Source organism: Pseudomonas viciae, from assembly GCF_004786035.1.
Lineage (GTDB): Bacteria > Pseudomonadota > Gammaproteobacteria > Pseudomonadales > Pseudomonadaceae > Aquipseudomonas > Aquipseudomonas viciae.
Map to the genome: position 1 here is coordinate 2356036 of NZ_CP035088.1, position 13156 is coordinate 2369191.

11 protein-coding genes are annotated in these 13156 nt (G+C 56.9%); 9 read left to right on the top strand and 2 right to left on the bottom strand.

Annotated elements, in window-relative coordinates; all coding sequences use genetic code 11:
• Window positions 1-9: 9 nt before the first annotated feature.
• Entirely contained in the window at window positions 10-591 is a 582-nt protein-coding gene (locus tag EPZ47_RS10820) for an amino acid synthesis family protein (RefSeq protein ID WP_135844751.1), read from the bottom strand.
• Between the two features lie 126 nt (window positions 592-717).
• On the opposite strand from EPZ47_RS10820, the gene EPZ47_RS10825 reads away from it, so the two are divergent.
• The 3 genes from EPZ47_RS10825 to EPZ47_RS10835 all read left to right on the top strand — a co-directional run bounded on the left by EPZ47_RS10825 (window position 718) and on the right by EPZ47_RS10835 (window position 3905).
• Window positions 718-1569 carry a fumarylacetoacetate hydrolase family protein gene (locus tag EPZ47_RS10825; protein ID WP_135844752.1) on the top strand — a complete coding sequence of 284 codons (852 nt, stop codon included), beginning with the start codon at window positions 718-720 and terminating at the stop codon, window positions 1567-1569.
• Window positions 1570-1609: 40 nt separating this feature from the next.
• A complete protein-coding gene (locus EPZ47_RS10830; protein ID WP_135844753.1) occupies window positions 1610-2170 on the top strand; it encodes a VOC family protein in 561 nt (186 codons plus the stop codon).
• A gap of 88 nt (window positions 2171-2258) precedes the next feature.
• Window positions 2259-3905 (top strand): bifunctional 3-(3-hydroxy-phenyl)propionate/3-hydroxycinnamic acid hydroxylase, encoded by a 1647-nt coding sequence (locus tag EPZ47_RS10835; protein ID WP_135844754.1) that lies wholly within the window; start codon window positions 2259-2261, stop codon window positions 3903-3905.
• A gap of 123 nt (window positions 3906-4028) precedes the next feature.
• Here the strand turns inward: EPZ47_RS10835 and EPZ47_RS10840 are convergent, their stop codons facing one another.
• Complete coding sequence (locus EPZ47_RS10840; RefSeq protein ID WP_135844755.1) at window positions 4029-4715, bottom strand: GntR family transcriptional regulator; 687 nt, start codon at window positions 4713-4715, stop codon at window positions 4029-4031.
• Window positions 4716-5136: 421 nt separating this feature from the next.
• On the opposite strand from EPZ47_RS10840, the gene EPZ47_RS10845 reads away from it, so the two are divergent.
• The 6 genes from EPZ47_RS10845 to EPZ47_RS10870 all read left to right on the top strand — a co-directional run bounded on the left by EPZ47_RS10845 (window position 5137) and on the right by EPZ47_RS10870 (window position 13155).
• Window positions 5137-6789 (top strand): DUF1302 domain-containing protein, encoded by a 1653-nt coding sequence (locus EPZ47_RS10845; protein ID WP_135844756.1) that lies wholly within the window; start codon window positions 5137-5139, stop codon window positions 6787-6789.
• A 24-nt stretch (window positions 6790-6813) separates the two neighbouring features.
• The gene (locus EPZ47_RS10850; RefSeq protein WP_135844757.1) at window positions 6814-8163 is read left to right on the top strand and encodes a DUF1329 domain-containing protein; all 1350 of its coding nucleotides are present in this window, start codon (window positions 6814-6816) and stop codon (window positions 8161-8163) included.
• Window positions 8164-8251: 88 nt separating this feature from the next.
• Window positions 8252-9352 (top strand): WD40/YVTN/BNR-like repeat-containing protein, encoded by a 1101-nt coding sequence (locus EPZ47_RS10855; RefSeq protein ID WP_135844758.1) that lies wholly within the window; start codon window positions 8252-8254, stop codon window positions 9350-9352.
• Entirely contained in the window at window positions 9349-11751 is a 2403-nt protein-coding gene (locus EPZ47_RS10860; protein WP_135844759.1) for an efflux RND transporter permease subunit, read from the top strand. Before EPZ47_RS10855 ends, EPZ47_RS10860 begins: the two co-directional genes overlap by 4 nt.
• Window positions 11752-12333, top strand: a complete 582-nt coding sequence (locus EPZ47_RS10865) for an NADPH-dependent FMN reductase (protein ID WP_135844760.1) — start codon at window positions 11752-11754, stop codon at window positions 12331-12333.
• Window positions 12334-13155 carry a hydroxypyruvate isomerase family protein gene (locus tag EPZ47_RS10870; protein WP_135844761.1) on the top strand — a complete coding sequence of 274 codons (822 nt, stop codon included), beginning with the start codon at window positions 12334-12336 and terminating at the stop codon, window positions 13153-13155. It begins immediately after the preceding gene.
• Window position 13156 lies beyond the last annotated feature (1 nt).

Genomic DNA, 13156 nt, shown 5'->3' on the forward strand with positions numbered 1-13156 from the left:
TCGTCGCCCCTAACGCAGCCCGTCTTCGCCCTTCACCTCGCTGGCAGCCAGACCACCGAGTCGCGCATGAATCCGTCCGCCCGTGGCCATGGCCAGGCCAAAAGCGATTTCGCCGCGACGAGGGCCGTCCCATACGCTCATTTCAGCCACGCCGAAGTGGCTGCGAACATAGGCCGCCTGGATGTGCCCGAGCGGGATCATCACCCGGCAACCAGGGCCGCCGATGGTCTTCGCCGCCGGCACGATCGCCTTCGGATTGCCGAGCGCTTCACGCATTGCCCAGCCACCGGCTTCGTGCCAGACCGCACCGTGTTCCAACTCGCCGTCTTCACCGACGATTGCACCTTTGCCATAGGCCTGCACGTGTTGGGCACCGCCCAGCGCGAGGATCAGCCGCTGGGACAGCTCTGCACCCAGCCCTCTCAATTCCTGCATGAACGGCAGCAGGTCTTCTACATATTGACCCGCGTAAGGGTTGGCGACCACGGCGGTGGCGACCGCAATCCTCAGTGGGACCGACGAGCGATGCCCGCCTTCGTGGAACACTTCTTCGATGTCCAGTTTTACCTTACGAACCATCACAAGCGACATGCCTAACCTCCAGAACCGTGAGCTTTACGTAGCTCGTTATTTTTTTAAACCGGCCTTTTGCATTATGCATTTAATGATGTATGGTGCAAGAAATTAGTTTTTGTGCATAAAAAATAGGAGAAGAACATGAAGCTGATTTCGTACCGTAAAGAAGGAAAGGCCCATTTCGGCGCCGTGTCGGGTGACGGGGTGGTCGAGCTGACCCGTCGTTTTGCGCAGGTTCCGGACCTCGCATCCTTTCTGGCCAATCCGCTGTTGGTGCAGGAGGCACGCAAAATCGTAGAGGCCGTCCAGCCCGACTACCCGTTTTCCAGCATTCAACTGGAGTCGGTCATACCCAATCCCGGCAAGGTGATTTGTGTGGGGATCAACTATGTGGCTCACGCCGAAGAGGCGGGCCGAAAGGTTGGGGAGTTCCCGGTGATTTTCCAGCGTTTTGCCGAAACCCTGCTTCCCCACGGCGAGCCGCTGGTCAGGCCTCAGGTGTCAGAGCAATTTGATTTTGAAGCTGAACTGGCCGTGGTGATCGGGAAGGGTGGTGCGCACATCGATCCCGCCGATGCAATGGATCACGTCGCGGGTTACACCTGCTTCAACGATGCTAGCGTTCGCGATTGGCAGTTCCATACGCACCAGTACGGCATGGGCAAGACCTTCAGAAAAACCGGCGCGTTGGGCCCATGGGTCATTCCGGCGTCGGAAATTCCCGATTACCGTAAGCTAGTGGTACGGGGTGTACTCAATGGCGAGCAATTGCAGGAAGGCAGCCTTTCAGAATTGGCATTCGACATTCCGCATTTGATTTCGTATGTGTCGAAGGCTCTTCCATGGAACCCGGGCGACATTCTGGCAACCGGTACGCCGAGCGGGATTGGCTTCAAGAGAAATCCACCGATTTTCCTGAAACCCGGTGATGTATTCGAAGTGGTCATCACCGAGATCGGGACACTATCCAACGGCGTTATTGACGAAGCCTAAGCGTTGTCCTCTACACAATCATAAAAACCGGAGGTTCCAAATGCCCGCCTTACCAACCATCAATTTCACCCACACCGGCGTGTTTTGCGCAGACCTCGATCGTATGGTCGATTTTTACTGCCGCACCTTGGGCTTCATCGTCAGTGACAAAGGTGTCGCCTCAACGGGGCATCGGCTGTTCTTCATGACGCAAAACCCGGAACTGCATCACCAGGTCGTACTCTTTGACGGCAAACCTGTTGACCTGCCATTCAACCCGATCAATCAATTGTCGTTTCTGCTCAATTCCCTGGACGACTTGAAGACTTACTACCAATTCGCCAAAAAAAGCGGCATCGAAGGGATTCTCCAGGTGGATCACGGGAACGCCTGGTCGATCTACTTCAAAGACCCTGAAGGCAACCCCATCGAAATGTATGTCGATGCGCCTTTCTACACCGCTCAACCTTGCAAGGAGCCACTCGATCTCGAACTGCCGAGCGAGGTCATCCTGGCCCAGACCGAAGCCATGTGTAAGCGCCGCCCCGGTTTCCAGACGCGAGAGCAATGGATGGATTCCATTCGGGCGAAGATCGCAGAGCAGCGGGTTCGAATCGGCTGATGGTTCTTGAGGCCTGGTTGATGGGTGTGTGCAAGCCCGCTCATCAACCAGAAGTCACACGGGATAAAAACAAAAAGCGGAGTAGACGATGGACTACGATGTCATCATTGTTGGAATGGGGCCGGTGGGTGCTCTGTGCGCAAATCTGGCCGGCATGTGGGGGCTGGATGCGCTCGTCGTGGACAAGACCGAAACGGTGTACACCAACCCCCGGGCCATGGGCTTTGACCATGAAGTGATGCGTGTCTTCGGCAATATTGGCTTGGCCAATGAGATCGCCGAGCATGTCATGCCTTATCGTCCCTCGGAGTACCGAACTACCGGATCCCGGCTGATCAAGCGCATCGATGCCGCCAAGCCGCCCTTTGCGCTGGGGTGGGCGCCTAACTATGTATTCTCGCAACCACCGGTCGAGCGTGCACTGCGCGGTAAAATTGCCGATTTGAAGTCCGTCACCGTGGAACTCGGTTCAGAGGTTCTATCTGTCGATTCCACAGGCTCGCAAGCGCACGTGCGCATTCAGGCCAAAGACGGGATTGAGCGTACGGTCACGGCGGAGTATGTGCTGGCATGCGATGGTGGAACCAGCCCGATCCGTACCCGTCTGGGGCTGAAAATGGAGGATCTCGCGTTCGACGAGCCGTGGCTGGTGGTCGACGTGATCCTCAACGACGGGGCGGGCGAGCATCTGCCGAAGACCAACGTGCAGTTTTGCGAGCTGGCCAGACCGTGCACATTTGTCGTCGGCCCTGGTCGGCATCGTCGTTGGGAATTCATGATCAATCCTGATGAGCAGCCTTCGGAAATCTCGCAGCCTGAAGCGATCAAGAAGCTGATCGCTCGTTGGTTGCCGGAGGGTGACTACCAACTATGGCGGGCCTCTGCGTATAGATTCCACGCGCTGATTCTGGAGCAGTGGAAAGCCGACCGAGTGTTCTTCCTCGGGGACGCGGCCCATATGACGCCGCCGTTCCTGGCACAAGGCATGTGCCAGGGGATCCGCGATGCGCTGAATCTGGTCTGGAAGCTTGCGCTGGTAAAAGGAGGGCTGGCAGCTCCTGCGTTTCTGAACACCTATCAGACCGAGCGAATTCCCCATGTCCGCCAAACCACGATGGCGGCCAAGGAATTTGGCGGAGTGATCTGCGAGCGCGATAGCGAGAAAGCCGCGATTCGGGATGCGCGTTTGATCCAGCAAATGACGGAGAACCCTGACGGGATCATCAGGCAATCACTGATTCCCGGTTTGTCTCAAGGCTTTGTCGCGCAAGTCGCGCCGGCCGGTGAGCTGTTTCCTCAACCGATGGTCATCAACCATGCCGGCAAGCAGGCGCTGCTCGATGAGTTTACCGGCCAGTCCTTTCGCGTGGTCATTGCGCCCGGATTCGACGCCAGCGCTTTGTTGAGATGTCTGCACAGCAGTCAATCGCTAAAAGGTTTGCCCATCCATGTCGTGCGGTTGGTCAGCGCTCAACAGCCAGGGACGCGCACTGCCGATGATTATCAGGAGGTTGATGGCGTACTGGCGCAATGGCTTGAGCGTCGAGGCTGCAATGTCGTCATCGTACGGCCAGATCACTACGTGTATGGCGGGGCGGTCACGGTGGCCTGGGCGATGGAGTTGCTTGAGGGCATGGAGCTTGCGCTGTGGTGCAAGGAGCCGGAGCAGGCTGCACAGGGTCATGGCGGTACGTGCGATACGACGCTCAGGTTTGCACAGGCGCTAAGCCAGTAAAAGGAAAAGCCCTTCGCTTCGCACTGTCCACGAAAGCAGTGACGAGGCGAAGGGCTTTTTTCTGGACATTACTTGGCACCCTATATCCCACAGGTATTTGCGCTGAATTCAGTTCTGATTGATCTATTGAAGCGTGGCTTGTTGGCGTTCGATCGCTTCGACGGTTCGGCCCAGGGTCTCCTGAATGTGATTGCGCAACAGCGTCACTGCTTTTTCGGGGTCACGCGCCAAAGCAGTCTCCATCAGTTGCTGATGCTCATTGCCCTTGTGTCTTGGGGTGATTCGCTGCTTGGCTGAAAAACGTCGGTAGCGCTCGGCCCGGTCAAACAGGGAGTCGATCATCTTCAACATCAACGGTGAAGGGCAGGCGGCGAACAGCGCAAAGTGGAATGCCTTGTGCCGGGTGGACCACTCATCATCGAGCACGAGCTCGCCGCTTCCGAGTTTTTTCTCGATCAAATTCAAGCGGTGAAACGCACCCAGTACGTCGGCTTCCCACGTGTCATCGCCATACTGAATGGCATCTGCCAGCGCTTCGCATTCCAGCAGACAACGCATTCGCGTGATGTCCCGGAAGTCCGTCGTGGAAATAGGCGCAACCCTGAACCCCTTGTTATCGCTGGCTTCGACAACGCCATCCTGGGTCAGTCGATTGAGCGCTTCACGAATAGGGGAGCTGCTGAGTCCGTAGGTTTTGGACAGCTCTGCGACTTTGAGTTTTTCGCCGGGGGCCAGCTCACAGCAAACAATCGCTTTTTTCATCTTCGTCAGCGCGACATCGATCAGCGGACTGTTGGGAGAGGGGATCATGGTCGTGGTCATCCTGAAATTTGCACTAAACGGATTTTATGCGCAAAAAACAGTTTAGTGCAAAGGATGAATTCCGCCTCTTGCCCATAAAATTTTCCTCGTCGCAAGGAGAAAATTTCAGAACAGTCTTTGCAGCGCTCTAGTCCGGCCCTGAGTCTGCATCTCTTCCTCCTCCTGCTTCCCATCTTGCCACACCCATGAACCTGCGATCCCGAATCTGCTTGACATTGAATTTGCGTAGGAATATTTTTTGTGCATAAAATTATTTTAAGTGCAGCAAAATATTTTTTACGCACAATGTTGCTGGGCGTAAAAACAGGCAACGAAGGAGCTCACAGCGGTACGCAACACCCAGTGGTATTCGCAGCCGATGTTGCGAGTGGATGACCTTTTACAAAAACAAAAAAACAGGAACATCTCCATGAAAACAGCCAACCAGCGGCTCTGCCCGTTGCCGGTTTCCAGCCTCGCTTGCGCGGTTAGCGCAACGGTCCTGCTAAGCCTCTCGACGCCATCGCACGCCTTCCAGATCGACACCGGCAATCCCGATCTTTCGGCGAGCTGGGACAATACGATCAAGTACAGCAACGCCTGGCGCGTGAATAAACTCGATCACAAGGTCGCGGTTGGTCCGGGCACGGCCAACAGCAACCCTAACCTGGATGATGGCGACCGCAATTTCGATCGCGGGCTCATTTCCAACCGCCTGGATCTGCTGTCCGAATTCGACATCAAGTACAAAGATGTCGGTGCCCGTCTCAGCGCGGCGTCCTGGTACGACAATGTCTACAGTCACGACAACGATAACGACTCACCCGGCACCGCCAACTCCGTGAGCGTCGGTCACGATGAGTTCACCAGCGACACCCGGCGCATCCACGGACAGCACACTGAGATCCTCGATGCCTTTGTCTACGGCTCAAAGGAAATCGGCACCACCTCGTTGTCCGGGCGCCTGGGGCAGTTCACGCAGATCTACGGTGAAAGCCTTTTCTTCGGCGCCAACGGCATCGCCAATGCGCAATCCACGGTTGATCTGGTGAAGCTGCAATCGGTGCCCGGGTCTCAGTTCAAAGAGATTCTGATGCCGACCAAACAGGTGTCCGGCAACTGGCAGTTGAATGATAAGGTCAGTGTCGGCGCCTACTACCAGTTCGAGTGGAACAAGACCCGTCTGCCCGCAGCGGGCAGCTACTTCAGCGGTGCGGATTTTGTCGGTGAAGGCGGGGAACGGGTGTTCTTCCCGACTGGCGATCTGCTCCACGGCAAGGACAAGGATGCGAGGAACTCAGGGCAGTTCGGTGCACAACTCAAGTTCGCCGTCGAGGACTGGGAGTTCGGCCTGTACGCCGCCAAGTACCACGAAAAGACCCCGGTGTTTTACTTCCGTCCGGCCGCGTTGGTGCCGGGTGCGGATGACACGTTCATCAACGTGTATCCCGAAGACATCAAGGTCTTCGGTGCAAGTTTCAGCACCCTGGTCGGCGAAGCGAACATCGCCGGTGAAACCTCGATCCGGCTTGATACGCCGCTGGCGGGCGTCGGCGGTACGATCATTACCGGCATGGATTCCGACAACGATTCGAACCCCGCTTACCCGATTGGCCGGTCGTGGCATGCCCAGGTCTCGATGGTCAACGTCTATGGCGGATCGGCGCTGTGGGATGGCGCCTCTTTCGTCGGTGAACTGGCGTTCAACCGCCGCCTGAGCGTGACAAAAAATGCCGACCAACTGGATCCCAACACCACCCGCGATGCCTTCGCGCTGCGCTTCACGTTTGAACCGCAGTACTTCCAGGTGTTTCCCGGGATCGATGTCCAGGCCCCGATCACTATTGGCTACAACCCTTCCGGACGTTCTTCGGTCACGCCCCAGGCATTTGGCCCGGAACATGGCGGTGACCTGACGTTGGGACTCAAGGCCGATTACAAGAAGCAGTGGTACGCCTCGTTGAGCTACACCAACTTCTTCGGTGAGGCCGGGCCGGTCATCAACTCCGCCAACTCATTCACCTATCAGCAAAACATGAAAGACCGGGATTTCGTGGCGTTCTCGATCCAGCGAACCTTTTAAGCAATGAACAGGCGGGCCCTGATAATGACAAAAATTAAACTGCTGCTTTCCACTCTGTCGATTTCCATCTGCGCCGGCTCCGCATTTGCGGCGGTGAGTCCTGACGAGGCGGCGAAGCTCAAGACCACGCTGACGCCCCTGGGCGCCGAAAAGGCCGGTAATGCCGATGGCTCGATTCCCGCGTGGACCGGAGGGCTGACCAAGGACGTCGCGGGTGCCAAGTTCGGCGATGTGCCGGCAGATCCGTTTCCGGGCGAGAAACCGCTGCTGCAGATTACCGCCAAAAACGCTGCGCAATATGCGGACAAGTTGAGCGAAGGCACCAAAGCACTCCTGGCCAAATACCCGGACACGTTCCATCTGGATGTCTACCCGACTCACCGCACGGCGGCGGCGCCTGACAGCGTTTATCAAAACACCTTCGCCAATGCGACCAAGTGCAAGACCACCAGCAACGGGTTGTCGGTGGAAGGTTGCTTTGGCGGTATCCCGTTCCCCATCCCGAAAACCGGGAACGAGGTCATCTGGAATTTCCTGCTGCGGGTCGAAGCCGAGTCCATTCAGATGGGCTATGCCAACGTCATCGGCAATGCTGACGGCACCCGGACCCTGGCCAGTCGGGGCGTCGAGAATTGGCAATACCCGTATTACTACAAGGACGGCGCTGCCGATAAGTGGTCGGGTCAATATGCTCTGCTGCGCTTCTTGACCAACGAGCCACCGTTCAAGGCCGGCGAGTCGCTGGTGACGCACGACAGCATCAACGCACAAGAACCACGGGAAGCCTGGCAGTACCTGGTCGGCCAGCGCCGTGTGCGTCGCGCTCCAACCGTGGGTTACGACACACCGGACTTCGTTGCTTCGGGCGCCAATTACTTCGATGAGGTGCATGGTTTCATTGGCCATCCGGATCGTTACGACTGGAAACTGGTCGGCAAGAAAGAACTGTACATCCCGTACAACGACAACAAATTCAATGCCGAAAAACGCGACGACGCCTTTGTCGCTAACCACCTCAACTCGGACAAAGTGCGCTGGGAACTGCATCGCGTCTGGGAACTGGAAGCCACCGTTGCCGCCGGCAAACGCCACGCGGTGCCCAAGCGCAAATTCTTTATCGATGAAGACAGCTGGACAGTTTCGCTGGTCGATGGCTACGACGCCGAGGGCAAGCTGTGGCGTGTGTCCCAAGTGCTGCCATTCGTTGTTCCCTCCATTCCGGCGGTGGTGGTGAAACCGGTGGTGATCTACAACCTGCAAGCCAAGACGTACAGCGTCGTGCAAAGCCTGAACGGCGAAACCTACAGCGTTATCCCGCGCAAACCTGAGAACTTTTTTACCGGTAACTCGGTAGCGTCCGGGTCGGTGCGCTGAGCCTCGCAACAGCGTGTGCACACTTGTGTTCCAGGGACGCCGTGCCACTGACGCGGCGTCCACCGAACCGCATCATCGAGGCTCGAAAATGCGTATTCAAACTCCCAGGCTTTTACATCTGCATCCGTTCAAGGCGTTCGTGCTGAGCGTGTCGATCATCACGGCGCTCACCGGCACGGCTGCGGCGGCACAAACCGAAGGACTGCCGGTGCAGCCATCGATCACCAGCGCCATGGCGGCCCAATCGGTCATGCTGAGTGTTGCGAGGGCAGGGCAACGCCTTGTGGCCGTTGGCGAGCGAGGTTTCATCATTGTTTCTGAAGACAATGGCCGTACCTGGAAGCAAGTCAGTTCCCCAGTCAGCATCACGCTGGTCAAGGTTCGCTTCATTGATGACCGCGAAGGCTGGGTGGTCGGGCACGCCGGGGTTGTCTTGCACAGCCAGGATGGTGGACTGAGCTGGCGCAAGCAGCTCGATGGCGTCCAGGCAGCCGAGATCGAACTGCAGGAAGCGAAACGCTTCGACGATGCGGAAAAAATCGCTCAAGCACAGCAACTGGTGGACGATGGCCCCGACAAACCCCTGCTCGATCTGCTCTTCCTCGACGCCAAAAACGGGCTGGTGGTAGGCGCTTACGGTCTGGCGTTTGTCACCCGTGATGGCGGGCTCAGCTGGCAATCGATCCGCTCCCGTCTCGATAACCCGAACGGATTGCACCTCTACAGCATCGAGCGTGTAGGGGCGGACCTCTTCGTAGCCGGCGAACAGGGCACGTTGTTGCGCTCAGTTGACGAGGGCCAGACATTCGAGTCGCTGACATCACCCTATGAGGGCACGACCTTCGGCCTCCAGGCGACCAGCAGTGGTTCGATTCTGGCGTTCGGGCTGCGTGGCAAAGCCTTTGAGTCCAAAGATCGCGGCGATACCTGGCAGCGTCTCGACACCTTGCAACCCGTCACCTTGACCAGCGGCCTGCGGCTTGACGATGGCTCGGTACTGCTCACCGATGAGTCCGGCCGAGTGCTGCGTTTCGCGGACGGCGATACCAAAGCCTCTCTCCTTCAAGTGACTCAACCCGGTTACTTCACAGGCATGGCGCAAGCCGCGAACGGTGACCTGATCATCAGCAGCGCACGCGGCATGCTGTCGTCCGTGGTTGCCGTGGAATCGTCGGAGCACGATCAATGAACAGCTTTACGCGTACTGCCGAGCCTCACGCCGTCCCTCAATCGGACACCTTCGATACTTCTTCCGGCACCCTGGTTGAACGGCTTTTGTTCAATCACCGCCGCGTCATTTTGGGCATCTGTGTCTTGCTTAGCGTGGTGTTCGGCTACCAGGCGCTGAGTTTGAAGCTCAATGCCGCCTTCGAAAAAATGATCCCGACGGATCACCCTTATGTGCAGAACTACCTGAAGAATCGCGGCCAGTTGGGGGAGGGCGGCAATACCTTGCGGATTGCGATCGAGGCCAGGCAGGGCAGCATTTTTGATGCTGCCTATCTTGAGACGGTCAAGAAAATCAACGACGAGGTCTTTTTGCTCCCTGGTGTCGACCGGTCGTACATGAAGTCCCTGTGGACCCCGGCGACCCGCTGGATCGGCGTGACGGAGGAGGGTTTCGACGGCGGCCCGGTCATCCCGGACAACTACGATGGCTCTGCCGGCAGCCTGGAGCAGGTTCGACAGAACGTCGAACGGTCGGGCGAAGTCGGCCGGCTCGTGGCCTCTAACTTCAAGTCCAGCATCGTGCTTTTGCCGCTTCAGGACATCACCTCGGACGACGGCAAACCGCTGGACTACAACGCGCTCTCAAGCCAGCTGGAGACGATTCGCGCGAAGTACGAAACCGACAACATCAAAATCCACATCACCGGTTTCGCCAAGGTGGTGGGCGATCTGATTGACGGCATGCGGCAGATGCAGTTGTTCTTCGCCGCGACGCTGGTGATCTGCGGCATCGTACTGTTCTGGTACACCCGCTGCGTGCGCAGCACGTTATTGGTATTGCTGTGCTCGATCATCGCCGTGGTCTGGTTGCTGGGATTGCTGCCCACCCTGGGGTTTGATCTCGACCCGTATTCGATCCTCGTCCCGTTCCTAGTGTTCGCCATCGGGCTGAGTCATGGCGCCCAGAAGATGAACGGGATCATGCAGGACATCGGTCGCGGTGCGGACAAACTGGTGGCGGCACGCTTCACTTTTCGCCGGCTGTTTTTGACCGGGCTGATGGCGCTGGTGGCCGACGCCGTGGGTTTCGCGGTGTTGATGATCATCAAGATTCCGGTGATTCAGGATCTCGCCGTCGCCGCGACAATCGGCGTTCTGACATTGATTTTCACCAACCTGATTCTGTTGCCGATTCTGTTGTCGTACACCGGTGTCAGCAAAGCGGCGGCTCAGCGTGAAGCGGCTAACGACAAGTTCTCACAGCTGGACGCGCTTCACGCTCGGCACCCATTCTGGGCATTTCTGGATCGATTCACCGAGCGTAAATGGGCGAGCGGTGCCATCCTTATCGCCGTGATCCTTGGGGTGGCCGGTTTTGCCGTCAGTCTGCACGTGAAGATCGGTGACTTGAATCCCGGGGCGCCGGAACTGCGTCCGGAGTCGCGCTACAACAGCGACAACCGCTTCATGGTCAGCAACTTTTCCGCCAGCAGTGACAAGTACGTGGTGATGGTGAAAACACCGCAGTACTTCTGCGCCAACTATCAGACATTGGTGTCGGTCGATGCGCTGGAGGCGCAGCTTCAACAGTTGCCGGGGGTTGTTTCAACCACGTCGTTGGCGGCGCTGAGCAAGCAGGCCGCAGCGGGCATGAATGAAGGCAGTATGACCTGGTATGAGATACCCCGTAATCAGGGGCTGTTGAACGCGATCATCACCCGCGCACCGCGAGAACTGTTCAACCAGAACTGCGACCTGCTGACGGTGTATGTCTACCTCAAGGACCACAAGGCCGACACGCTCACCAGTGTGGTGCAGACCGTCGAGCAGTTCGCGGCGACCCATAACAGCGACCAGATCCAGTTCCTCAATGCGGCGGGCAATGCCGGGATCGAAGCGGCCACCAATATCGTGGTGAAGCGTTCGAACGTGCAGATGCTCTTCATGGTATATGCAGCCGTTATCGCTCTGTGCTTTATCACCTTCAGATCTTGGCGAGCTGTCGTATGCACGGTATTGCCGCTGATGCTGACGTCTATTTTGTGCGAAGCCTTGATGGTAGGGCTGAACATCGGCGTCAAGGTCGCGACGCTGCCCGTGATTGCGCTGGGGGTAGGCATCGGGGTGGATTACGCGCTGTACATCCTTAGCGTAACCCTGACCAACCTGCGTAATGGCTCAAGCCTGTCCGATGCTTACTACCTAGCCCTGCTCTCGACGGGAAAAGTGGTGGTGATGACGGGGATTACCTTGGGTATTGCCGTACTGACCTGGGTATTGTCTCCCATCAAGTTCCAAGCAGATATGGGCATCCTGCTCGGCTTCATGTTCATCTGGAACATGGTGGGTGCATTGATACTGGTGCCGGCGCTCGCTCATTTCCTCCTCAAGCCAAAACCGCAGATTGTGAGCATTTAAATGACGGCAACGATAAATATCCTCGGCCTGTCAGGCAGCCTGCGTCAGCATTCGGCCCATACTGCGATCCTCAATACAGTGGCTGAGCAATTGTCCGGGCAGGTTCGATTGACGCTCCATGGATTGGAAAGAATCCCGCCGTACAACGAAGATAACGACGGCGTCCATGCCCCGCAGGCCGTGAGTGACCTGCGTGCAGCTGTGGCGGCGGCCGATGGGGTATTGATCGGCTCGCCGGAATACAACCACGGAATGTCTGGCGTATTGAAAAATGCGCTGGACTGGTTGTCCCGCCCCCATGGTAAGTCGGCCCTGACTGGGCGCCCAGTGCTGGGTTTCACGGCTTCGCCTGCGTTTACCGGAGGGGTTCGAGCTCATCAACAACTCAACGAAACTCTCTGGGCCGTCAAGGCTGCCTTGGTGGTTTATCCGCAGATCGTCATTGGCGACGTACACAGCAAAATAGAACACGGACGGTTGGCGGACGGAGCCGCCCAGACTTTTCTGCTGGATGGTATAGGCGCGTTGATTGAGCTGATCAACAAGCAAGAAAAAGTCGACTCGAATAGTCCGAGGCGCTGAATGGTTAGATTCGCTGCCAATTTATCGTTGCTCTTCACTGAATTCTCCTTCGAAGATCGATTTGATGCGGCGCGCGACGCGGGTTTTGGGGCCGTTGAGTTCAGCTTTCCGCAAGGCATATCAGCCGTCGCCGTCGCAAAACATCTGCATCGCACCGGCCTTCAGCAGGTTTTAGCAACCGCGCCATTGCGATCCGGCAGCAAAGGGTTGGCTGCTGTAGCCAGTCGAACAGGCGAGTTTAGGGATGATTTCCTGCGGGGACTGGAGTATGCCGTAGCGGGCAACAGTCCGCTTCTGCACGTATTGAGCGGTGTTGTCGATAGTGCTAGCTATGAGGTGGGATGCAGTGGATTTGAAGAGAACATGAGCTGGGCTATTGAAGAGGCAGGACAGTACAGGGTTAAGCTGGTTATCGAAGCGATCAATCAAATTTCGGTACCCAGTTATTTTATTCGCTCTTTGAGTGACGCCATTCGATGGACGGAACGATTGGACGGGCTAGGATTGGTCCTTGACATTTATCACGCGTCTATGGAGCAGCTCGATCCAGTCTGTTGCACCACGCGCTACCTTGCCCAGACTGATCATATTCAAATTGCTGGATTTCCAGGTCGAAATGAGCCGGATGTAGGGAGTCTCAAGACACGAGGAATCCTAGATTTACTCAGCACACATTCATATCAGGGCTGGGTTGGTTGTGAGTATAAGCCCATTGCCAGAACCCTCGACGGCCTAGGATGGCTTAATTGTTATCGAGATCATCAGGTACAGGTAAGTAAGCAGGATGACTCGAGGGCGCATCGGATAATCAATTCCCCATGAT

Coding starts and splice junctions, on each gene's coding strand:
- EPZ47_RS10870 (WP_135844761.1), top strand. CDS start 12,334: ATGGTTAGATTCGCTGCCAATTTATCGTTGCTCTTCACTGAATTCTCC.
- EPZ47_RS10845 (WP_135844756.1), top strand. CDS start 5,137: ATGAAAACAGCCAACCAGCGGCTCTGCCCGTTGCCGGTTTCCAGCCTC.
- EPZ47_RS10830 (WP_135844753.1), top strand. CDS start 1,610: ATGCCCGCCTTACCAACCATCAATTTCACCCACACCGGCGTGTTTTGC.
- EPZ47_RS10820 (WP_135844751.1), bottom strand. CDS start 591: ATGTCGCTTGTGATGGTTCGTAAGGTAAAACTGGACATCGAAGAAGTG.
- EPZ47_RS10825 (WP_135844752.1), top strand. CDS start 718: ATGAAGCTGATTTCGTACCGTAAAGAAGGAAAGGCCCATTTCGGCGCC.
- EPZ47_RS10865 (WP_135844760.1), top strand. CDS start 11,752: ATGACGGCAACGATAAATATCCTCGGCCTGTCAGGCAGCCTGCGTCAG.
- EPZ47_RS10855 (WP_135844758.1), top strand. CDS start 8,252: ATGCGTATTCAAACTCCCAGGCTTTTACATCTGCATCCGTTCAAGGCG.
- EPZ47_RS10850 (WP_135844757.1), top strand. CDS start 6,814: ATGACAAAAATTAAACTGCTGCTTTCCACTCTGTCGATTTCCATCTGC.
- EPZ47_RS10860 (WP_135844759.1), top strand. CDS start 9,349: ATGAACAGCTTTACGCGTACTGCCGAGCCTCACGCCGTCCCTCAATCG.
- EPZ47_RS10840 (WP_135844755.1), bottom strand. CDS start 4,715: ATGATCCCCTCTCCCAACAGTCCGCTGATCGATGTCGCGCTGACGAAG.
- EPZ47_RS10835 (WP_135844754.1), top strand. CDS start 2,259: ATGGACTACGATGTCATCATTGTTGGAATGGGGCCGGTGGGTGCTCTG.